Source organism: Salinibacter ruber DSM 13855 (assembly GCF_000013045.1).
Lineage (GTDB): Bacteria > Bacteroidota > Rhodothermia > Rhodothermales > Salinibacteraceae > Salinibacter > Salinibacter ruber.
In genome coordinates this window covers 1728755-1750047 of sequence record NC_007677.1, presented here as the reverse complement: position 1 = coordinate 1750047, position 21293 = coordinate 1728755, and the positions used below count along the sequence as shown (strand labels likewise).

Here is a 21293-nt window from a genome sequence, read left to right as displayed (position 1 = left end):
GTTAAGTGATGGCTTCGTTGTACCACTCCACGAACAGTTTCGTCGTCAGATGGAGCATCCGTTCTGACTCGGAGGCCGCTCGCGTCCGGCGGACATACCGGGCCAGCTTCTGGCGCAGTCGCCCGAAGAATCTTTCCACGTGGGCCATCTCACCACTGGACTTTCCGACCTGCCGGTGGCTGGGGTCGCCCGCAAACACTGGGCGATAGGACTTCCAGAAGTCGCTGAAGCTTCTGCCCTGACGGTATTCCTCCGGAATCCGGCTCCAGAGCCGAGCACAGGTTCTGGCCGAACGGTCTCCGATCACAAATGCCACGACCTGCCGGGTTCTCCGGCACAGAGCAACCCACAGCCACCGTTTATTCGCCCGCTCTCGGACATACGTCCAGCATTCATCGAGTTCAAGGACATCGCCTTCCTCAGCAGGCCGGAGCCCTTCGGCTACTGAATCGGATTCTCGTCCCTTTTTTTGAGCCACCGGGTCAATGTATTGCGGCTGATGCCGAATATCCGGCTGATTGCCCGCTTTGACCCGCGCTCGCGGTAAGCACGGAGGATTTTCTCTTTCTCCTCCTCGGAGTAGCCTCGCGGCTCTGGATCGAGAACCTTGTGCGCTCCACAGTCCTTGCAGTGATACTGCTGAGAGCCGCTAGCGCTGTGTCCGTTTTTGACGATGTTCGAGGAGCCACACTCTCTACACTCGTAAGTCTCTTTGATCATCGGATAGACCAGGCTGGTGGGCCAGACGCGACGCAGTTCAAACAGAAAGACTCACTACTTGTTGAGCCGCTACCGACAAATGAATTCATCGAGCTCTACAACCGGTCCGGGGGGCCTATCGCGCTCGACGAGCTTGCGTTCGCGGACGCCAACCGATCGTACGAACCGGTGGCGAGGACCGACACAACGGTGCGTGATGGCACTCACGTTGTCCTAGTACGCGATCCGAAGGCCTTCACCGCCGCGTTCCCGAGCACAACGTTCTTGACGCCGGACGACTGGCCGGCGCTCAACAACGGCGGGGATACGGTCTACCTCCGTCACGCCCCCTCCGATACGCCCCTCGACTCGGTGCCGTACGATCCTTCGTGGGGCGGGGGGGACGGCCGCTCCCTGGAACGGATCGACCCGGGCGGGCCGTCCGATACCGACGCGAACTTTGCATCGTCGGAAGCGGCGTCCGGGGCCACCCCCGGCACGCAAAACAGCGTCTACGCCCCGGACGAGACGCCTCCCTCCCTCGCCCGCGCCGTCCCGTCGCAGAACGGCGATTCGATAACGGTTGTCTTTTCCGAGCCGGTCGCCCCCGCCAGCATCTCTCCCGAGGCGTTCCGGTTGGACTCGGTCGACGCCCCCGCCATCGTGACGGCTCAGATCGACGACGGCCGCCCGGCACAGGTCCGTTGTGCACTGGGAAGCCCGCTCTCCACCGGAGAATACCGCCTCGTCGCCACGGGGGTGGCCGACCGTCGAGGCAACGTACGAGACGAAGACAGCGCCCCGCTGTCCTACGTTGTCGCCGACACGCCCGCCCCCGCCGACGTGGTCGTGTCCGAAATCATGTACGCCCCCTCCGTGGCCTCGAACGAGTTTATCGAGGTGTACAACCGGTCGGACAAAACCCTCGACCTGGGCGCGCTCCAATACGCCGACGACGCCCGCAGCTTCGCGCCGGCCGCCCCTCCGCTCACGCCCTTCCGCCCCGGCCAGTACGCCGTACTGGTGCGTGATGAGGAGGCATTTGCGGAAACGTATCCGTCCGTGGAGTTTGTGGCCCCGAGGGGCTGGGACGCCCTCAACAACGGCGGAGACACGGTCGTCCTGCGCCACGCGCCGTCCGGCACCCCGTTGGATGCGGTGCCGTTTGCCGCCTCCTGGGGCGGCAGCGACGGTCGGTCGCTGGAACGGATCGACCCGCGCGGGCCCTCCGACGAGGCGTCAAACTTTGCGTCGTCGACGGCCCCGGACGGGGCGACGCCCGGCGCTCAAAACAGCCGCTTCGCCCCCGACACCGCGCCGCCACGCCCCACCTTCGCCGAGCAAGTGGACTCTCTGACTGCCGCGGTCGTCTTCAACGAGCCAATCCGCGGCGAGAGCGTCCGCCCGGCGCGCTTTCAGTTTGAAGACGTGGCGGTCACGCAGACGCAGGTCCGGGCCGACAGCATCGTGCGCCTGTCCCTCTCGGATCGCCCGACCGGCGAGGCCGTGCTCGTCGCCGAGGTGCAGGACCGCGTGGGCAATCGCCTGGATCGGGCCTCTGTGCCATTCGCCCGGCGCCCGACCCCTGGCACCCTGGTTCTGAACGAACTCCTGTTCGACCCGCGGGCCGATGACTTCGACGACCGGCCCAACCAGGTGGAGTACGTGGAGCTTCGCAACCTGACCGACCACACCCTGACGCTCACCGGACTCACGTTGACCGACCGCCCCACCGAAACGGGCACGGCGGACACACTCCGGGTCGGGCGGCGTCGCGGCCTTGCCCCCGGCGGGTTTGCCGTGGTGGCCGCCGCTCCGAAGGGGGCCTTCACGCCCCAGTCGTCCCAGCTCGCCGCCGCGTTTCCCGATGCGCCCCTGGACTCCGACTCCGTGGCCTACCTTCCCGTACAGGCCCCCACCCTCGGCCTCCGCAACGACGGGGACCGAGTTCGGGTGCACCGTCGCGACACCGCGGTCGTCGCGGACGTGGCGTACTCCCCAGACTGGCACACCGCCGGCCTCGCCGACCCGAAGGGCACCGCGCTCGAACGGATCAGCACGACCGCCGGGGCTGAGGCCGCCGACAACTGGACGAGCAGCACGGCATCCGCAGGCGGCACGCCCGGCGCCCCAAACGACGCGTCGCTGGCCCCGCCCGACGATGCCCCGAGCGCCCCGGGCCTTGCCATCCGCCCCAGCCCGTTCTCGATCGAGCAGGACGGGGCGACGCGCATCCAGTACACCCTGTCGGCCCGCCCGAGCCTCATCCGCGTGCGCATCTACGATGCCCGGGGCCGCCGCGTGCGCACCCTCGAAGAGGCCCGCCTCGCCGGCCGGAGCGGCGAGCTGGTCTGGAACGGCCGCGATGACGACGGCAATCGGGTTCGCATCGGTCCCTACGTGGTGCTGCTCGAGGCCGTGCAGGCCGACGGCGGCACCACCACCGAACTCAAGGAAACGGTCGTGGTGGCCCGTCCCCTGAACTGATCCACCACGGTGGGCCCGTTCCCCGAGGGCACTACGCCCGCTCAAAGAGCGCCCCCTCGATCGTAAGGCCGGGCCCGAAGGCCATGGCCACGCCCCGCTCCGGAGGGGCCCCGTCGCCCCGCGCCGCCTGCTCGAAGATGCGCTTCAGGACAAACAAAACGGTCGGCGAGCTCATGTTGCCGTAGCGCCGCAGCACCTCCAGGCTGGGCTGCACGTCGCTAGGCGCGAGGCCGAGCACGTCCTGGGCCCGCTCCACCACGGCCCGCCCGCCCGGATGGACGGCCCAGAAGTCCATCTCGTCGGGGGTCCGGTCGTTGGCCCCGAGGAGCCCATCGACGTATCCCGGTAGGTGGTCGGCGATCACATCCGGCACCCGCGAGGAGAGCCCCATCAGAAATCCCGTGTTGCCGATTGCCCAGGTCATGTCTTCCATCGAGTCGTCGTCGAGGCGGCTCCGGCCGTCGACGTACGTCATCCGGCCGCGCGCCTCGCGGTCCGACCGCGCCGAGAGGACCGTGGCCGCCGCGCCGTCGGAGAAAAGCGAGTTGACGACTACGCTTTCCAGGGTGTCGTCGATTTGGAAGTGAAGGGTGCAGAGCTCCGTGCAGACCACCAGCACCCGGGCGTCCGGCTGGCTCTGGCAGAAGCTGTGGGCCACCCGAAGGGCATTGAACGCCGCGTAGCACCCCATGAATCCGATGAAGGTGCGCTCCGTGTCGGCGGGCAGGTCGAGCCGCTTGACGAGTTCAATGTCGAGCCCCGGGGCGAAAAAGCCGGTGCAGCTGACGGCCACCACGTGCGTGATCTCGTCCGCCTCCGTGTCGGCCCCGTCGAGGGCCCGACCGGCAACGTCTTCCGCCAGCGGAATGGCGGCCTCCTTGTACTTCTCGTTCCGCTCCCGGGTGGACGGGGCCGGGTCGAGCGACCAGTTCTCCGGAAAGAAGGTAAAAGCCTCCGGGTCGTCTTCCCCGTAGTCGTCCACACACGAGTACCGGTAGTCGATCGCCGATTGCTCGTAGAGCGACGGCAGACGCGCCCGCAGGGCCTCCGGCAGGCGCTCGATCTGCTGCATAAACTCGGCCGTTTCCGGTTGGGGCTTGCGGAAGGAAGGGTTGCCCGTAGCAATCGACTCGACGACGGTGTGCATGCGGAACCTGGCGCTTTGGAGAAAAGAAGGAGCCCTGTGCACTTCCGCCAAACGCGCAACTCGCACGGGAGTTGGGCACGGTCCGGCACGACTGCCCCTCCTGCCCCGTGCGGAGGGGCAAGGCCACGGCCGCACGTCTGAATCAGCACCGGGGCCTGCGCGACGAGGGGTCAAACTCGGGGCCGCTGCTTCGAACGTCGCTTCCGCGACCCGATTGGCCCCAGCCCGGCCCGTCGCAGACGCCGCTCCACGAGGCGAAAAAATGCCTCACGCTCCGACGCCCGCACCACCGCCTGCTCGTGCGCCTCCGACAGCGCGAGCGGATACCCCTCGCCTTTCTCGCACTCTTGGAGGACCGTGGCGTGCACGTGCTCCAGAAGCATCGGCTGTTCGGCGACCCAGCGCGGCACCTCCACGCGCCCGATCTCACCCCCACCCGCCCCCGGCACGTTCACGTAGAAAAACGAGATGTCCGTCCCGGTCGGGTATTCGCCCTGAATGTGCGAGGCCGACCCGAAGACGGCCGATCGCTCCCCAGAATCGAGCACCATGTCCAGAACATGGCGGTCGAGCACGCCGTCCAGGCGGGGCTCGGTCGAGACCTCCGTCCCCACCGGCGGCTCGGGTTCCAGGTCGCCCCCCACGAACCGGAGCAGGTTCACGACCTCGGTGCTCGCCGGCATGCTCACGTAGGACGCCAGGGCGAGGCCCGCGTCCCGGAAGCCCTCCAGGTGCTCCGTATACCGGGCGATCAGCTCGTCTTCGAGGGCGTCGTGGTCCATGCCCCGAACCATCCACCGAATGAGGGTGCCGTCGGCCAGGGCCACGAGGGGGCGGTCCGCCACGCGGGCCGTGGTCGCGGCGTCGAGAAGGGACCCCAGTTCCAGTTCGTCGCGGAGCGCCGAGACCAGTTCGGTGGTGATCGTCTCGATGCGCGCCTCGAAGCGGCCATCCACCCCCTCCCGAAACTGCAGGCTCGGAACCGCGTCGAGGTGCGCGTCTTCAGTCGTGCCGTACTGGAATGCGACCTGACTTACATTTAACAGAAAGAAGGGCGGCTCCACGTGGCGGTCCGGATAGATTTGCGACCCGTCGGTCGCTACGACCGTGATGGGCGACGGGCGCTCCGGAGGCGCGTGCACGGCGGCGGGCGGCTCTCGCATCTGGGCCACGAGACGACGGGGCTGCGCCGTGGCCACCGCCTCCCGCACCGCCCGCCAGTGGTCGTGGCAGACCCGGAGCAGGGCCTCGGCCCGGTCCCGCTGTGCCGCCCGCCGGCTCGTCCGGTCGGTCTGGTGCTGCGCAAAATCGTCGAGCTGGTCCCGGAGCTGTCGAAGATCAAGCATGTCGGTGGGGGATCCAGTACGAACACTTCGAGATTCTCCCGGACGTGCCGGATATTGCGGACGCCTCCTGCGGGGCGCTCGACATCACTCTTTCGATGCAAGCCTTTTTCGCCACCATGGCCGATCGAACCGCGCGCGAAACGCTGGGCCTTGTCGTGGACGTGGTGATGATGGCCCTCATCGTCGCCAACCTCGCCCTTCTCATTGTGGACTGGGGCTTCGCCAGCCCGATCGTCCAGACGCAAATGGAGAACTACGTCCCGGCGCTATACACCTGGTACGACCAGACGATCCACCAGCACTTTCTGCTCTACGACCTCGCGTTCGTCTCAATCTTCGTGGTCGAGATTCTCGTGCGCTGGGGGCTTGCCATCTATCGGCAGCGCTATCACCGCTGGTTCTTTTACCCGTTCGTGCACTGGTACGACGTGCTCGGCTGCATTCCGGTCGGGTCGCTCCGCTCGCTGCGGCTGCTGCGGCTCGTCGCCATGATTCCGAAGCTGCAGCGGACCGGCCTGGTCGACCTCCGAGAGACCTATTTCTACCGGACGTTCGAGAAGTACCGCGACATCGTCCTGGAAGAAATTAGCGACCGCGTGACGGTCCGCATTATCGAGGGCCTACAGGAGGAAATCCGGACGAGCCAGGAGGTGACCACCCGCATCGGGCGCGAGGTGATTGCCCCCCAGCGGGAGGCCCTGATCGAAGCGGTGACCCACCGCCTGCAGGAGGCCACGGCGGTTGCCTACGACCACCAGCAGGACGACTTCCACGAGTACCTCGACGGCGTCATCGAGGATGCCGTACAGCGGAACCGCGAGATTGGCACCCTCGCCGCCCTGCCCGGGGTGGGGCGGCCCGTGGCCTCCCTCCTCGAAAATGCCATCAGCGACATCGTGTTCAACGTGGTGGACCGGATGGTGACCGACGTGTGCTCGTTCGACAACGACCAGGCCATCACACAGGTCACCTCCATCTCGGCGGACGCGCTGATGAGCCCGAAGTACGACCGCCGCCTGAACCAACTCGCCCAGTCCGTCGTGCTTCAGTCCCTGGACGTCATCAAGGACCACGTGCAAATCCGACGCTGGAAAGAAGTGGAGCCGCTCGCCAACTCCCCCGAATGACCCGTCCGCCGTGGCTGGCCTCTACGTTCACGTGCCGTTCCGGGCAGCCCCCCGGCCCTACGACGACGCGTACACCGTCGTCAGCCCGACACCCGATGCTTCTGCCCTGGCAGCTGCGCTCGCCCGCGAGATCGACCGGCACGCCAACTCGCTTCTGGAAGGCGTGCCGATCCGGAGTTTTTACGTGGGCGGGGGCCGCCCCTCGCTCTGCCGCCCCGGGGCCCTGCGCCCCCTCGTTCGGGCGCTCGGTCGAGTCGTGGAGCCGACGGCGCTCGACGAGGTGACCGTGGAGCTGCACCCGGCCGACGCCTCCTCGGGGTATCTGTCTCACCTTCGCCGCCTGGGCGTTACGCGGTTGAGCATCGAAGGGCTGTCGTTCGTCGGGGAGGACCTGACCGCTGTGGGGGCCCCCCACAGTGCCGACGACCTCGCCCGCAGCATTCGGCGGGTGCGTCGGGCCGGATTCCGGCAGTTTTCCGTGGATCTCGTGTTCGGCGGCGCGGGCCAGTCGCGAGCCGGCTGGAAGGCAAGCCTGCACCGGGCCGTCTCGCTGGGCGTCCCGCACCTCACGCTCCACGAGCTGGACACGGGCGACGCGGAGAAGCGCGCCGACCAGTTGGCCTTCGCCCTCACCTTTCTCCGGGCCAAGGGCTACGTCCCCTACGAGCTGACCCACTTCGCCCGGCCGGGTCACCGGTCCCTCCACCAGGAGCACGTCTACGCCCACGGGTCCATCCTGGGGCTCGGCCCCGGCGCGGAGAGCTTCTGGGCGCCCGATCTTCCCCCGTCTCCGGCAGCACGGCGGTGGTCGAACGTCGCGGACCTGACGGCGTACGTGGAGGGACTTCAGGCCGACGCCCCCCCTGTGGCCCACGACGAGACGCTGTCGACATCGGCCCTCGCCCGCGAGTACATGCTCCTCCGTCTCCGCACCCAGGCGGGGCTGGACCTGAACGCCCTGGCCGACCGGTACGACCTTCGGCTCCGGGACCGGAAGGCCGACACGCTTCGCCGCCTCCGGCGACGCGGGCTCATCCACGAGGATCCGGACCGCGTGGCCCTGACGGACCGCGGCCGCCTTCTCACCGACGCCATCACGCGCCGGCTGCTTCGCGAGCTGGGGCCGGCGTAGTGTGAACCGCACACGGCCGACAGGCCAAGGACGCCCCCCTGGAGCGCCGTCGCACAATCGTAGCATTGCCCCTTCAGTCGTCTCTATGCCCGAGGTTCGCCCCGCGAGGACGGACGCCGACCTGGACGCTGCCCGTCGCTTGTTTCGGGCGTACGTCGACGGGCTGGACTTCGCCCTCGACTTCCAGGATTTTGAGGCGGAGATGGAGGCCCTTCCCGGGCCGTACGCCCCGCCGGACGGCGCCATTCTGCTGGCGGACGTGCACGGGGAGCCCGTGGGGGTGGTGGCCGTCCGGCCGCTGGGTGAGGAGGACGTCTGCGAGATGAAACGCCTGTACGTGATGCCGGCACACCGGGGGCGGGGGATCGGGCGGGCGCTGGCGTCGGCAATCATTGAAAAGGCCCGGACGCTGGGCTACGACGCGATGCGACTCGACACGGTGGCCTCGATGACCGCCGCACGGCGCCTCTACCGGTCCCTTGCGTTCGAGGAACGAGACGCGTACTATCACAACCCGCTCCCAAATGCCGTCTACATGGAACGCGCCCTCTGATTTCCATTTTGCCGCTTCTGGACATGCGACTCGCGTCCCTCTTCGTTCTCCTCGCCTTCGGTCCACTCATTCTCGTCGGCTGTGCGAGCGACAGTCACGCCCCCTCCACGGAAGAGGGATTCGAGGTGGAGGGCTCCCTAGCATTTCTCACCCCCGGCGGCGACACCCTTCGGACCATCGACGTGGACATTGCCGACACTGACGCCGAACGTAGGCGCGGGCTGATGCGGCAGCGCTCGCTCGGGTACGACCGGGGCATGCTGTTCATCTTCGACTCGGTGGACGAGGGAGGGATGTGGATGAAGAACACCCCCCTTCCCCTCGACATCGTGTTCGTGGCCCCCGACTCGCAGGTCATCAACATCGCCCGCCGCACCACGCCCTTTTCGGAGAAATCCATCGAGCCGGCCGCCCCCCGGAACTTCGTGGTGGAGGTCCGCGCCGGCTTTGCCGACCGCTTCGACCTCACCGACAGCACTCGCGTCCGGTGGACCCGGTCCGAATGACCGTTCAATTCTCGTCCCACGTGCTACTTCCCGCCTCCATGACCCGCGCACTCGGATTTACACTTCTGGTTCTCCCCCTACTCCTGGTCGGGCTCGCCTGCCAGAGCCCCGACGATGCCGGCTCGGCGGCGGCCGACACGACCGACGCCATTCCCTTCACGAAGGAGGGGCGCCTCACCTTTCTGCAGGATGGCGACTCCACGGTGACGATCGATCTGGAGATTGCCGACACGGACTCGGCGCGAGAGCGGGGCATGATGCAGCGCACGGGCTTTCCCAACGACCGGAGTGGAATGCTTTTCCCCTTTGACGAGGAGCAGCCCCAGAGCTTTTGGATGGCGAACACGCCCGTCGCGCTCGACATCATCTTCGCCGACGCGGACTCGCAGATCGTCAACATTGCCAAATACACCACGCCGTTCTCCAACGAGCGCTACGGGTCCGACGCCCCGGCCCAGTACGTCGTGGAGGTTCCGGCCGGGTTTGCCGACTCCCACGGCCTGCTGGAGGGCGACCGCATTCGGTGGCGACGAGTGGAGTAGGGCCGGACGACGTGCTGCCCGGATCGGCAAGAGCGTCGCGGGCCGTCCGGGCATGGCGGGTCAATCCGGACGCACGTACAGCGATTCGGCCCTGTCCCGGTACGCACGGCTGATCGCGAAGGTGTCTGCCCTGACGCCCCACTGCGCACCGTCTAGGTACTCGTCGTAGGTCGCCTCCCGCTTGAGCCTCCCGTTGCGGTATACCTCGACGGTGTCGCGAGCCGTGAAGATGACCGTCTCGGTCTCCCCTGTGGAACTCGGGGTTGATACGTCACGGTCCCCGAAACAGCAGACCGTGCGCCTCCACGCCCATTCCCCGCGCAGGGCCGTGGTGTCCGGCGTAAACCGGGAGAACTTCACCCGCTCGGGGGTCAAGGATGGCTCTTCAGTCCCGACGACCGAACAGCCCAGCCCCAGCACGAGCGTACACACCAACACGGAGACGGCAGAGACGCGTCGCATACCAATCAGGGCACCTTCGACTCGAAGACACGGGCATTGGGCGCGGATTCTCCGTAAATCCGCTCACCTTACGTACACGTGCCCCGATGCCGTACAACCACCCTGAATCGCTCAGCTTCAGTCAGGCCGTTGCCGCTCCCCCCCAGCTACACCCCAAACGACTCGCCGCACGCACACTCCCGGGAGGCCTGAGGGTTGGAGAAGTGGAAGCCATCCCCGTTCAGCCCATGCGTAAAGTCGAGCTCCGACCCGTCAAGATAGAGCCGGGTTTTCTTGTCGAAGACCACCGGCACCCCGTCGTGCTCTTCCACCTCGTCGTCGTCTTTCACGGTCGTCTCCCACCCGAGGTCGTACGTCAGCCCGGAACAGCCGCCCGGCACCACCGCCACGCGGAGAAGGGTCTCGCCCAAATCCACCTCCTCGTTCGACGCGACCGACTCAATCTGATCGAGCGCCCGGTCCGTAATCGAAATGGTCATATCGAGAGCAAAACGAGTTCAAGTACAACGGGTCCTCGCGTACTGCAGGCCCAAATTGAAAGTTTCTCCCGCCCCGGTCCCACTCCCGGCCGCCCGTCGCATCGTGCCCGTGCTGCGGCCCGTGTCCCCGCCCCCAACGCCCGCCGAGCCAACTTCTCATAAAGATGTAACGGCCCGCACGCCCGGAGGAACGACCCGGCAGCCCCCCTGTTGTAATCGCACGTTGACACGGTGATGACAGCGTAAACATCGGTTTACACTCGGGTCCGGCGCCCCGCCCGAGGGAATCGGTGCCACCACCCGCATCGGATCACGCACGACACGCCAAGGGACAGCTTATGAGCACGTCTGAGACTGAATATCTAAAGGGCAAGGCCAGCGAGGACTACAAGCATGGCTTCTATACCGACATTGAGGCAGAAACGGCACCTGAGGGCTTCACGGAGGACGTCGTCCGCTACATCTCGGAGCGCAAGGACGAGCCGCAGTGGCTCCGAGACTGGCGGCTGAAGGCCTTCCGCCACGCCCGCAATCGCCTCGACAGCGGCGAAACCATCGACTGGGCCCACCTCGACTACGAGGCGCCCAAGTTCGACGAGATTAGCTACTTCTCCGCCCCGAAGGAGACGGCCAGCTACGAAAGCCTCGACGAGGTGCCAGACGAGATTCTGGAGACGTTTGAGCGACTCGGCATTCCGCTGGAGGAGCAGAAGGCCCTCACCGGCGTGGCCGTCGACGCCGTGATGGACAGCGTCTCCGTGGCCACCACCTTCAAGGACAAGCTGGAGGAGAAGGGCGTTATCTTTAAGTCCTTCGGCGAGGCGGCCAAGGAGCACCCCGAGATCGTGCGGGAGTACATGGGCACGGTCATTCCGTACACCGACAATCTGTACGCCGCGATCAACTCGGCGGTCTTCAGCGACGGATCGTTCGTGTACGTGCCGGAGGGCGTGACCTGCCCGATGGAGCTGTCCACCTACTTCCGCATCAACGAGGCCGGCACCGGCCAGTTCGAGCGCACGCTCATCGTCGCCGAGCCCGGCGCGTACGTGAGCTACCTGGAGGGCTGCACCGCCCCGATGCGCAAGGAGAATCAGCTCCACGCCGCGGTCGTCGAGCTCGTCGCCCACGAGGACGCCGAGATCAAGTACTCCACGATCCAGAACTGGTACCCGGGCGACCCGGACACCGGTGAGGGCGGCGTCTACAACCTCGTCACGAAGCGGGGCCTCTGCAAGGGCGACAACTCCAAGATCAGCTGGACGCAGCTGGAGACCGGTTCGGCCGTGACGCAGAAGTACCCGTCCGTCATTCTGGCCGGGGACGACTCGGTCGGCGAGTTCTACTCGGTCGCCTTCACCAAGGGGCACCAGCAGGCCGACACGGGCACGAAGATGCAGCACATCGGCAAGGACACCAAGAGTACCATCATCTCGAAGGGCATCTCGGCCGACGTGGCGGACAACAGCTACCGCGGCCAGGTGAAGGTGAGCAAGAACGCCGACAATGCCCGCAACTTCTCGCAGTGCGACTCGATGCTGCTCGGGCCGGACTGCGGTGCGCACACCTACCCGTACATCGAGAGCAACAACCCCTCGGCGCAGATTGAGCACGAGGCGACCACCTCGAAGGTAGGTGAGGACCAGATGTTCTACTGCCACCAGCGTGGCCTCGGCGAAGAGGAGGCGTTGAAGCTGATCGTCAACGGCTTCTGTCAGGAGGTCCTTCAGGAGCTTCCCATGGAGTTCGCCGTGGAGGCGAAGGAGCTTCTCGACATTGAACTGGAAGGCAGCGTTGGATAGCACATTGAGCAGAAGCCCACGGGGGCGTGCGACGGATACTTCCGTCCACGCTCCCGTTTGTCTTCTGCCCCGGCCTCGGAGATGAGGCCTCTCGCCCCGAGAACGACTCTCGTTTCGCACTGCACCACTCACACACGAATACGACATGGCACTTCTAGAAATTGAAAACCTGCACGTCGGCGTCGAAGACGAGGACATTCACATTCTGAAGGGCGTCGACTTGACCCTTGATACCGGCGACCTGCACGCCATCATGGGCCCCAACGGCTCCGGCAAGAGCACGCTCGCCTCGGTTCTCGCCGGGCGCGAGGAGTACGAGGTGCTGGAGGGAAGCATTCGCTACGACGGCGACGACCTTCTGGAACTGGAGCCTGAAGAGCGGGCCGAGGAGGGCATCTTCCTCGCCTTTCAGTACCCGGTGGAGCTCCCCGGCGTGAGCATGACCAACTTCTTGAAGGAGGCCGTCAATTCGGTCCGTGAGGCGCGCGGCGAAGACGAGCTTTCCTCTACCGAGTTTCTTCAGCAGATGCGCGAGCGGGCCGACATGCTCGGCCTCGACGCCGACCTCACGAAGCGCTCGGTCAACGAGGGCTTCTCGGGGGGCGAGAAGAAGCGAAACGAGATCTTCCAGCTCGCGATGCTGGAGCCGCGCCTCGCCATTCTCGACGAGACGGACTCGGGGCTCGACATTGACGCGCTTCAGAGCGTGGCCAACGGCGTCAATAAGCTCCGCGACGGGGACCGCGGCTTTCTGGTGATTACCCACTACGAGCGCATCCTGCAGTACATCGTGCCCGACCGCATTCACGTCATGATGGACGGTCAGATTGCACGCTCCGGCGACAAAGACCTCGCCGAGACGCTGGAGGAGCACGGCTACGAGTGGATCCGCGAAGAGGTGGCCGCTGCCGCGTAGCGGCCCCGGCGCCCCGAGTGCAGCGACGCCCTCGGGGCCCCCCGGCCACTTGCCCCTCCCCGATTTTGCTCTCCAACCGACCGCTCCACCATGACCACTGCTCTCGACACCGACGTTCGTCCCGAAGACCGGTTCATCTCGGCCTTCGAGGTGAATCACGGCCAGGCCCTCAACGGAACGAACGCCTCGATCGCCCAGCAGCGCGAAGACGCAATTGAGCGCTTCGCCCAGCTCGGCATCCCGACCAACGACCTGGAGGCCTGGAAGTACACGAACATCTCCAAAACCATTGACCGGCCCTACACCCTCTCGCTGTCGCCGGAGGGCCCGTCGCTCGACCCGAGCGACATCGCGCCGTTTACGATTGACGAGATGGACGCCCACCGCGTCGTGCTCGTGAACGGCCACGTCGACGAGTCGCTCTCCGACATCGGCGACCTGCCGTCGGGCGTCGTGCTCAGCAGCCTCGCCCAGGCCGGCGAGGAGCACCCCGACATCGTAGAGGAGCACTACGGCCAGTACGCCGACTTCGAAGACGAGGCGCTCACGGCCCTCAACACCGCGTTCGTCCAGGACGGGGCGTTCATCTACGTTCCCTCCGGCACGATCGTGGAGAAGCCCATCTTCTTCCTCCACGTCACGGCCGGCTCGGAGCCCCTCTTTTTGCAGCCCCGCCACCTGTTCGTGGTCGAGGACGGGGCCATCGCCAAGGTCGTCGAGGCCCAGCACTCCGTCACCGAGGCCCAGACGTTCACCAACACGGTGAGTGAGGCCTTCGTCGGCGAACGGGCCAACCTGGAGCACTACCTTGTGCAGGACGAAGGGGCGAACGCCTCGCAGGTCCACACCCGCGCCGGACAACAGGAGGACGACAGCGTCTATTCGACCAACACGATCACCTTCAGTGGTGAGGTGGTCCGCAACAACGCCACGATCGAGGTCAACGGCTCCTTCTGCGAGTCAAACCTCTACGGCCTCTGCATCGGCAAGGACGAGATGCACGTGGACAACCACACGCAGATGAACCACGTGCAGCCGGACTGCAGCAGCAACGAGCTGTACAAGCACGTGCTCAACGACGAGTCAACCGCCGTCTTCAACGGCAAGGTGCTGGTGACCCGCGGCTCGCAGCGCATCGACGCCTACCAGCAGAACGACACGATCGTCCTGACCACCGACGCGAACATTTACACGAAGCCGGAGCTTGAAATCTACGCGGACGATGTGGTATGCAGCCACGGCGCGACCACCGGCCAAGTCGACGAAGAGGGCGTCTTTTACCTCCGTTCGCGCGGCCTCTCCGAACGCCGGGCCCACATCTTGATGCTGCAGGCCTTCACCGACGAGGTGCTGAGCGAATACAAGATCGACGGCCTGCGCAACTACATCACGGACAAGATCCGTCGCCGCTTCGGCAGCTACTTCGAGTAGCCCTGCGGAGGGAAAACGTGTGAGGGCATCCCTCATCACACGCCCACACGTTACTCCTACACCTTCCCCCAACCCATCATGCCCGCCACGACGCACCCGACTTCCGAGACGGCCTCGTTCGACGCAGAGGCGCTCCGTGCGGATTTTCCCGCGCTCGAGCAGGACGTGTACGAGGACACGCCCCTTGCCTATCTCGACAACGCGGCCTCCTCGCAGAAGCCGACCCCGGTAATCGAGCGGCTGGATACGTTCTACCGCGAGGAGAACAGCAACGTGCACCGGGGCGTCCATCGGCTCAGCCAGGACGCCACCGAGTCGTACGAGGCGGCCCGCGAGTCGGTGGCGCGCTTCCTCAACGCGCCGGACCCCGATCAGATCGTCTTCACACGGGGCACGACGGAGGGGCTCAATCTCGTCTCCTCCACCTTCGGCCGCATGGTCGCCGAGGAGGGCGACGAGATTCTGCTCACGGAGATGGAGCACCACTCCAACATTGTCCCCTGGCAGATGCTGGCCGAGCAGGTGGGGGCCTCGATCGAGGTGCTTCCCGTCACGGACCGCGGCGAACTCCGGATGGACCTGCTCCCGGAGATGCTCACCGACGACACGGCGCTCGTCGCCATCAGCCACGTCTCCAATACCCTCGGCACCATCAACCCGATGGAGGACGTCATCGACGCGGCCCACGCCGACGGGGTGCCCGTCGTCGTGGACGGGGCGCAGTCGGCCCCGCACATGCCGGTCGACGTGCAGGCGCTCGACGCCGACTTCTTCGTGTTCTCGGGACACAAGGTGTTCGGCCCCACGGGCATCGGCGTTCTGTACGGGAAGCGGGAGCTCCTCGAAGCGATGCCCCCTTACCAGGGCGGCGGGGACATGATCGATCAGGTTTCGTTTGAGGAGTCGACCTACGACGGACTGCCCCACAAGTTTGAGGCGGGCACCCCCAACATCGCCGACGCCGTGGGGCTGGGCACCGCCGTCGAGTACATCATGGACATGGACTGGAACGCGGTGCGGGCCCACGAGGACGATGTGCTCCGCTACGCCACCGAGCAGGTGGGCGGCATCGAAGGCACACAGATTGTAGGCACTGCGCCCGACAAGACGAGCGTCCTCTCGTTCGTCTTCGACGACATTCACCCGTACGACGCCGGAACGGTCCTCGACCGTGAGGGTGTCGCCGTCCGCACGGGCCACCACTGTACCCAACCGCTCCTCAAGCGGTACGGCCTCCCCGGCACCATCCGCGCCTCCTTCGCGGCCTACAACACCCACGAGGACGTGGATCGGCTGGTCGACGGCCTCCACAAGGTGCGCCACATGTTCGGGTAGGCCGCCCGGCAACTCCATCGCCGGACCCAACGTACGTACACACGACGCAGCACGACTTCCACCAACCCTGCTCGCCCTCATGCCCGCTACGGACACAGTTTCGGACCGCGCGCAGCAGATCGTCGACGAGTTTTCGCTTTTCGACGACTGGATGAGCCGGTACGAGTACCTCATCGAGCTTGGCGACGACATTCCGCTGCTCGAAGAGGAGAAAAAGACCGACGAGAACTACGTGCACGGCTGCCAGTCGGACGTCTGGATCGAGACAGATCTCGACGAGGAGGAACGGGCCTTGTGCGTGCAGGGGGACAGCAACGCGAAGATCACCAAGGGGTTGGCCGCGCTCATCATCCGCGTGATTGACGAACAGCCCCCTGAGGCCGTCGCGAACGCCGACTTCGACTTTCTCGATGACATTGGTCTCCACGAGCACTTGAGCTCGCAGCGCAACAATGGCCTCAAGGCCATGATAGAGACCGTGCAGGAGCGCGCCCGTGAGACATAACTCCGGCACCGGAGCCGCTCACGTCCTCGCTCCCTGTCCTGTGCTTTGCGAACGTAGATACGTCACCGACTCTTTCCAACATCCCATAGAACCATGAGTCCTTCAGGTGCAATGCCCGGCGGGATGGGCGGAATGGGCGGTATGCCCGGCGGCGGGGGCGGCGGGGCCGCCGACATTCCCGAGGAAAAAGAGCAGTCCGAGATCGAACTTCCGGAAACCATCCCGGATCACGTCCAGGACACCCCGGACGACGACCTGTACCAGCGGGTGGTGGAATCGCTCCGTGAGATTTACGACCCGGAGATTCCGGTGAACATCTACGACCTTGGGCTCATCTACCACCTGGATGTGGGTGAGGACAGCCACGTGGACGTGCTGATGACCCTTACGGCACCGAACTGCCCGGCCGCGGGCGTTCTGCCCGGCCAGGCCGAGGACGCCGTGCGCGAGACGGAAGGCGTCGAGAGCGTCAACCTCGAGATGACCTTCGAGCCCCCCTTCTCTCCGCAGATGATGTCCGAAGAGGCCCGCCTCGAACTCGGCTTCATGTAATTCCCGCTGAGCGTCGGCCGTTCATCCCCGGATCCGAACCGGTCTTCGATTCGACGCTCACAACTCGTCCCGACCGATGAATCACGCACGCACCATTGCAATGGCCACCACCCTCCTCGCCGACGGGCGGGTGGAAGACGTGGCCGCGATGGTGGAGCCGCTGCTCGATCCGGTCACGGCCCCGGCCGCCAGCACGGGACAGATTCTGCTCCGCGGGCTGTTGGCCCGTGTCGAGGTGACCCACCGTGACCGCTCGGGCCGCGCCCTCGAGCTGTTGCCGACGGCCGAAGCCGTGTCGGACTCGTGCACGTGTGTGCGGGCCGATGTGGCGCTCTGGCGCGGCTGGGCCCATGTGCGCCGTTCCGAATCGGTGAATGAGGCCACCCGGGGCCTGCACCTGCTGAAGGAGGGCCGCGAGCTGTTCGCATCGATCTGTGATCCCGTCGGTCGGTGCTGGGCGCTTCTGGGGCAGGCCACGGCCTACAGTGCCCTCGACGAGCACGGCCTCCGGCACCGCGTGCTCGATGACGCCTCGGGCCTCCTGGACCGCCTTCAGGACGCCCAGGCGGAGCAGTGGCTCCAGCAGCTTCGTCGGCGAGCTCCGTCGGCGAGCTCCGGGCACGACGAGCCGCCGTCGGGGCCGCCGGCAGACCCGACCACGACGGTGGACGGGTTCGTGGCGGAAAGCCGCGAGATGCAGGCCGTGGCCGCAACGATCCGAAAAATCCAACCAAGCAGGAGTCCGGTCCTTATTACGGGAGAGAGCGGCGCCGGGAAGCGCCTCGTGGCGCGCACGATCCACGCCACGAGCCCCCGAGCCGACGGGCCCCTGGAGCACGTCTCGTGTGCCCCGACGCAGGCCGGTGCGTCCCTCGAAGCGCAGCTGTTCGGGGCCCAGACGGATGACTCGTCCCACACCGGCGCCGTGCAGGCCGCCGACGGAGGAACGCTCGTCCTTGAGGACGTCGATGCCCTTCCCCCTCCCCTGCAGTCGTCACTGCTCGATCTCCTCAACGGGGCGGCCCCTCCCGCGACGGAGGCCGCGGACGACGCGTCGTTGGACGTTCGCGTCCTCGCCACGACGACCGCCGACCTCGACGCCCGTGTGGAGGAGGGGCGCTTCCGGCCGGCGCTGCGCAATCGGCTGCGCGTGATCTCACTCCACGTCCCGCCCCTCCGTGAGCGACGCCCCGACATCCCCCTGCTCGCCCGCCACTTCTTGGACCGGATGCGCCCGGAGGGCTCGGCCCTCGTCTCCATTACGCAACCGGCGATGGAAGCCCTGCTCCGCTACAACTGGCCGGGCAACGTGCGGCAGCTCCGCAACGAGATTGAACGGGCGCTGGTGCACGTGCAGAGCGAACCGGCCCCCACGATCACGCTCGACATGCTCCTCGATGCCATCGTCGAAAACGCACGGGAGCGAACGTCGCCGGACACGTCCCCGGACGCCTCAGACGCAATTCTAGAGCCCGATCAGACCCTCAACGACGTGCTCTCCCGCACCGAGAAATCCGTTATCGAACGGGTGCTCCAGGCCTGTGACGGGCAGGTGACCGCCTCGGCGGACGTGCTGGGCCTAACCCGGCAGGGGCTCTACAAGAAGATGAAGCGGCTCGGCATCGACGCCTCCGCCTTCCAGCCGACCTCGGAGCCGACCCCCGCGTCCTGATCGCCTCCTCCCTCTCGCAACTTCCCTCGCGCCATGCCTGCCGACTCTCCTTCTTCCGACGTGGACGCCCCGACCGCAGTGGACGTCCAGCTCGATCATGCTTCGGTCATGACGACGGACCTCGACGCGGCTGTCTCGTTCTACGTCGACCTGATCGGGCTCTCGCTGCGAACTGTAGAGGACGACCCCGTGCGTGACGGCCGGCGCCGTGCCCTGCTCACCGACGACCACGGACAAGACGTTGTGGAGCTGATCGAGATGGAAGAGATGAAGCATCCATCGGTGCCGGGCCGAGGCGGCATTCACCACCTCGGCTTCTCCCTTCCATCCCGCGAGTGGCACTCGCTTCGCTCTCGCCTCGACGCGGCCGACCATGCCTACGAGGAGGTAAAGGGCCGGCTCTTCGTGCGGGACGCCGACGGACTGGTGCTCGAAATCGAGGAGGGATAACGCAGCCCTCAGGGCCCTTGCTTCACTCGTCTGCTTCACTCGTCGTCCGCCTCTCGTCCCGGCGTCCGGACGCTGTCTGTGAGTTCGTTCTCGTCGTCCGGCCGGATGTCCACGCCCTTTCGTTCCAGGAGGCCTCCGCACATCTCTACGGCCTCCACGAGCCCGTCTGTTAGGTTGTTGTTCTGAATTCCACGCTGGATGCGGGCGACTACATTCGCCCAGTCGTCGGGCTCCACCTGCCGATTGATGCCCGCGTCGCCGAGCACCTCGATCCGGTGCTCCCGGAGGGAGACGAAGAGCAAAATGCCGGTTCGGTCCCGCGTGTCGAACACCTCTTCCTCCACGAAGGCCTGCATGGCCCGGCGGTGCACGATCTCGTCGAGGCGGTCGCTCTCCACCAACAGTCGCTGCAGGGGATAGACGTACCGCGCGAGAACGCCCCCCACTGTTCCGGCCACGAGGACCGACAACGCCACGCCCCACGGGGCGAAAAGCCACCCCAGGCCCCACCCGTCGTAGAACTGAAGCGTGAGCAGCACCCCCGTGAGGACGACCAGCGTGGCCGCGCCAACCCCCCGCCACACGGCCACCTCGTAGTCGTCACTCCGCGGCACGACCACCGGCACAATCTCGCCGGCCGTCCGCTCCTCCGCGCGCCCCACGGCGTCCCGAATGCGGTCCTGGTCGAGGCCGTCAATCATCGTGTCCATGGTCCATCATGGGATTTAGGAAGGGACAAACGCAAGTTGGGCGCGGGACGCGAAGGGCAGGCCCTCAAGCCTCCATCGCGTTCCGGAGCCTCCCCACCCCTACGGCCCGGCTTCCGATCCGGACGCCCCCCCAGAAGACGACTGTCGCCGCTGTTTCTCGATGATCTTGAGGGCCTGATCGGCCTGACGCGTGAAGGGGGATCCCTCCTCGGCAAACTCTTTTACCTGCTCGAACTCCGTCGTCGCCTGGTCCAGGCGGTTGATCTGCAGGAGCGCGAGTCCCTTCTGGAACCGGGCCGGGACGAACGTCGAGTCGTCGTCGAGCACCGCGTTAATGGCTTTGATGCCCCGCATCGGGCGGTTCGTCAGGAGGTACGCCTCTCCCATTCGTGTTCGGGCATCGAGGTCATCGGGACGCTGGTCCACGACCGTCCGGTAGGCCCGCGCCGCGTGCCGGGCCACTTTCAGAACCTGCTGCCGCTGCTCCTCTCCCTGGAGCTGCTGCATCCAGCGGTACAAGAGATCGGCGGCGCGGCGCTGGGCGTCCGCGGCGCCGGTGGCGTCCGCGATGTCGTTCTGAACCACGGCCGCCCGGCCCGGCTGCCCCACCCCGATCAGGAGATTGACCAACTCCGCCTGGGCCGCTCGCTTGTCCGACCCGGAGGCTTGTTCGATCGCGGTCTCCAGTGAGTCGATCTGTCCCGCCATCGCCCCCCCGATCGACGACGTGCCCGCTTCTTCCAGGAGGGTCTGGAGGTCCGTCAGCTCGTCTCCCCCAGTCGTCCCGCCGGACTGCATGGGCGGGGTCCCGCCGGCCGTGCCGGACGCAGCCGCCTCGTTCCCGGCGGAGCTCGACGATGCCGTGCCGGCCTCGCCCCCGCCCCACTCGTACTGCGCGCTCCACTGCGTCGCAAAGAAAAGCCCAACCACGAGCACGAGGGCCCCCCCGACGAGCATGGCAATTTGCCGCCCCATCGCCCGCTCTTCCTCATCCGGAGCGGAGGACGCGTCCGGCTCGGAAGGTTCGTCACTCGTCTCGGCGGAGGCGCTGGTGGGGAGGTCCGCCGTGACCGGCCGCGTTCCGTCAGGGGCAGAGGCCCCGGAAAGGTCTTGAAGCGCCTCGCCACACTGGCTGCAGTACCGGGCCCCGGGCGGGTTTTCCCACCCGCACTGGTTGCAGAAAACGGACGGTTCGTCTTGCCCATCGGCCGCTTGGGACCCCGACGGGGCCTCTTCCCCCGACGGGACCTCTTCGGGGCGACTGGCCTCGGGCTCAGACGACTCTGCCTCCGTGTCTTCCGCGGTGCCCGCCGGGTCCAGGTCGTCGACGACGGTCCCGCACAGGTCGCAGCGATCGGACGAGGCCGGCACGCGCGCACCGCACGACGGACAGGGTCGAGTAGAATCGGACATAATCGACAAAAGCAATGGAACAGGACA

Annotated in this window: 21 protein-coding genes; 14 read left to right on the top strand and 7 right to left on the bottom strand. The window is 66.4% G+C overall.

All coding sequences use genetic code 11. The annotated features are described in order from the left end of the window. Nucleotide 1: 1 nt before the first annotated feature. Nucleotides 2-720 (bottom strand): IS1-like element ISSru3 family transposase gene (locus SRU_RS07405; protein ID WP_076611408.1). Its coding sequence is split into 2 segments (ribosomal slippage): nucleotides 2-469 and nucleotides 472-720, totalling 717 coding nucleotides; the frame shifts between segments, so codons are not numbered across the junction. A 189-nt stretch (nucleotides 721-909) separates the two neighbouring features. On the opposite strand from SRU_RS07405, the gene SRU_RS07400 reads away from it, so the two are divergent. Next, nucleotides 910-3186: a lamin tail domain-containing protein gene (locus SRU_RS07400; protein WP_237702038.1), complete on the top strand. Its 2277-nt coding sequence runs from the start codon at nucleotides 910-912 to the stop codon at nucleotides 3184-3186. Nucleotides 3187-3217: 31 nt separating this feature from the next. Here the strand turns inward: SRU_RS07400 and SRU_RS07395 are convergent, their stop codons facing one another. Both SRU_RS07395 and SRU_RS07390 read right to left on the bottom strand, forming a co-directional pair. After that, nucleotides 3218-4333 carry a type III polyketide synthase gene (locus tag SRU_RS07395; protein WP_112903949.1) on the bottom strand — a complete coding sequence of 372 codons (1116 nt, stop codon included), beginning with the start codon at nucleotides 4331-4333 and terminating at the stop codon, nucleotides 3218-3220. A 170-nt stretch (nucleotides 4334-4503) separates the two neighbouring features. Next, nucleotides 4504-5679 carry a DNA double-strand break repair nuclease NurA gene (locus tag SRU_RS07390; protein WP_011404146.1) on the bottom strand — a complete coding sequence of 392 codons (1176 nt, stop codon included), beginning with the start codon at nucleotides 5677-5679 and terminating at the stop codon, nucleotides 4504-4506. Between the two features lie 116 nt (nucleotides 5680-5795). Here SRU_RS07390 and SRU_RS07385 point away from each other — a divergent pair, with 116 nt between their 5' ends. The 5 genes from SRU_RS07385 (at nucleotide 5796) to SRU_RS07365 (ending at nucleotide 9539) form a co-directional block, all read left to right on the top strand. After that, a complete protein-coding gene (locus tag SRU_RS07385; RefSeq protein ID WP_231847437.1) occupies nucleotides 5796-6806 on the top strand; it encodes a hypothetical protein in 1011 nt (336 codons plus the stop codon). 10 nt (nucleotides 6807-6816) lie between these two features. Then, nucleotides 6817-7938, top strand: coding sequence for a coproporphyrinogen III oxidase (locus SRU_RS07380; protein WP_011404144.1), 1122 nt, complete (start codon nucleotides 6817-6819; stop codon nucleotides 7936-7938). 85 nt (nucleotides 7939-8023) lie between these two features. Further along, on the top strand, nucleotides 8024-8491 hold the full coding sequence (locus SRU_RS07375) for a GNAT family N-acetyltransferase (protein ID WP_013061901.1): 468 nt from the start codon (nucleotides 8024-8026) through the stop codon (nucleotides 8489-8491). A 23-nt stretch (nucleotides 8492-8514) separates the two neighbouring features. Beyond that, nucleotides 8515-8997 (top strand): DUF192 domain-containing protein, encoded by a 483-nt coding sequence (locus SRU_RS07370; RefSeq protein ID WP_103016083.1) that lies wholly within the window; start codon nucleotides 8515-8517, stop codon nucleotides 8995-8997. Nucleotides 8998-9035: 38 nt separating this feature from the next. Beyond that, nucleotides 9036-9539 (top strand): DUF192 domain-containing protein, encoded by a 504-nt coding sequence (locus tag SRU_RS07365; protein ID WP_237702037.1) that lies wholly within the window; start codon nucleotides 9036-9038, stop codon nucleotides 9537-9539. A gap of 60 nt (nucleotides 9540-9599) precedes the next feature. Here the strand turns inward: SRU_RS07365 and SRU_RS07360 are convergent, their stop codons facing one another. Together SRU_RS07360 and SRU_RS07355 are read right to left on the bottom strand one after the other, a co-directional pair. Beyond that, nucleotides 9600-10001, bottom strand: a complete 402-nt coding sequence (locus SRU_RS07360) for a hypothetical protein (protein ID WP_118828881.1) — start codon at nucleotides 9999-10001, stop codon at nucleotides 9600-9602. A gap of 146 nt (nucleotides 10002-10147) precedes the next feature. Further along, on the bottom strand, nucleotides 10148-10480 hold the full coding sequence (locus SRU_RS07355; protein ID WP_011404140.1) for a HesB/IscA family protein: 333 nt from the start codon (nucleotides 10478-10480) through the stop codon (nucleotides 10148-10150). Nucleotides 10481-10818: 338 nt separating this feature from the next. Between SRU_RS07355 and sufB the strand changes: the two genes are divergently transcribed. The 8 genes from sufB to SRU_RS07315 all read left to right on the top strand — a co-directional run bounded on the left by sufB (nucleotide 10819) and on the right by SRU_RS07315 (nucleotide 19143). After that, nucleotides 10819-12282, top strand: coding sequence for a Fe-S cluster assembly protein SufB (gene sufB, locus SRU_RS07350; RefSeq protein WP_112903941.1), 1464 nt, complete (start codon nucleotides 10819-10821; stop codon nucleotides 12280-12282). 145 nt (nucleotides 12283-12427) lie between these two features. Then, nucleotides 12428-13198 (top strand): Fe-S cluster assembly ATPase SufC, encoded by a 771-nt coding sequence (sufC, locus tag SRU_RS07345; protein ID WP_011404138.1) that lies wholly within the window; start codon nucleotides 12428-12430, stop codon nucleotides 13196-13198. Nucleotides 13199-13288: 90 nt separating this feature from the next. After that, nucleotides 13289-14629: a Fe-S cluster assembly protein SufD gene (gene sufD, locus SRU_RS07340; RefSeq protein WP_011404137.1), complete on the top strand. Its 1341-nt coding sequence runs from the start codon at nucleotides 13289-13291 to the stop codon at nucleotides 14627-14629. A gap of 78 nt (nucleotides 14630-14707) precedes the next feature. Then, on the top strand, nucleotides 14708-15964 hold the full coding sequence (locus SRU_RS07335; protein WP_011404136.1) for a cysteine desulfurase: 1257 nt from the start codon (nucleotides 14708-14710) through the stop codon (nucleotides 15962-15964). A gap of 79 nt (nucleotides 15965-16043) precedes the next feature. Next, complete coding sequence (locus tag SRU_RS07330; RefSeq protein ID WP_011404135.1) at nucleotides 16044-16469, top strand: SufE family protein; 426 nt, start codon at nucleotides 16044-16046, stop codon at nucleotides 16467-16469. A 141-nt stretch (nucleotides 16470-16610) separates the two neighbouring features. Next, nucleotides 16611-17021 carry an SUF system Fe-S cluster assembly protein gene (locus tag SRU_RS07325; protein WP_011404134.1) on the top strand — a complete coding sequence of 137 codons (411 nt, stop codon included), beginning with the start codon at nucleotides 16611-16613 and terminating at the stop codon, nucleotides 17019-17021. Nucleotides 17022-17097: 76 nt separating this feature from the next. Continuing rightward, nucleotides 17098-18693, top strand: coding sequence for a sigma 54-interacting transcriptional regulator (locus SRU_RS07320; RefSeq protein WP_112903935.1), 1596 nt, complete (start codon nucleotides 17098-17100; stop codon nucleotides 18691-18693). A gap of 33 nt (nucleotides 18694-18726) precedes the next feature. After that, the gene (locus tag SRU_RS07315) at nucleotides 18727-19143 is read left to right on the top strand and encodes a VOC family protein (RefSeq protein WP_011404132.1); all 417 of its coding nucleotides are present in this window, start codon (nucleotides 18727-18729) and stop codon (nucleotides 19141-19143) included. Nucleotides 19144-19178: 35 nt separating this feature from the next. Here the strand turns inward: SRU_RS07315 and SRU_RS07310 are convergent, their stop codons facing one another. Both SRU_RS07310 and SRU_RS07305 read right to left on the bottom strand, forming a co-directional pair. After that, nucleotides 19179-19853 carry a TPM domain-containing protein gene (locus tag SRU_RS07310; protein WP_118828880.1) on the bottom strand — a complete coding sequence of 225 codons (675 nt, stop codon included), beginning with the start codon at nucleotides 19851-19853 and terminating at the stop codon, nucleotides 19179-19181. Nucleotides 19854-19952: 99 nt separating this feature from the next. Next, nucleotides 19953-21266 (bottom strand): zinc-ribbon domain-containing protein, encoded by a 1314-nt coding sequence (locus tag SRU_RS07305; RefSeq protein ID WP_011404130.1) that lies wholly within the window; start codon nucleotides 21264-21266, stop codon nucleotides 19953-19955. Between the last annotated feature and the right edge of the window lie 27 nt (nucleotides 21267-21293).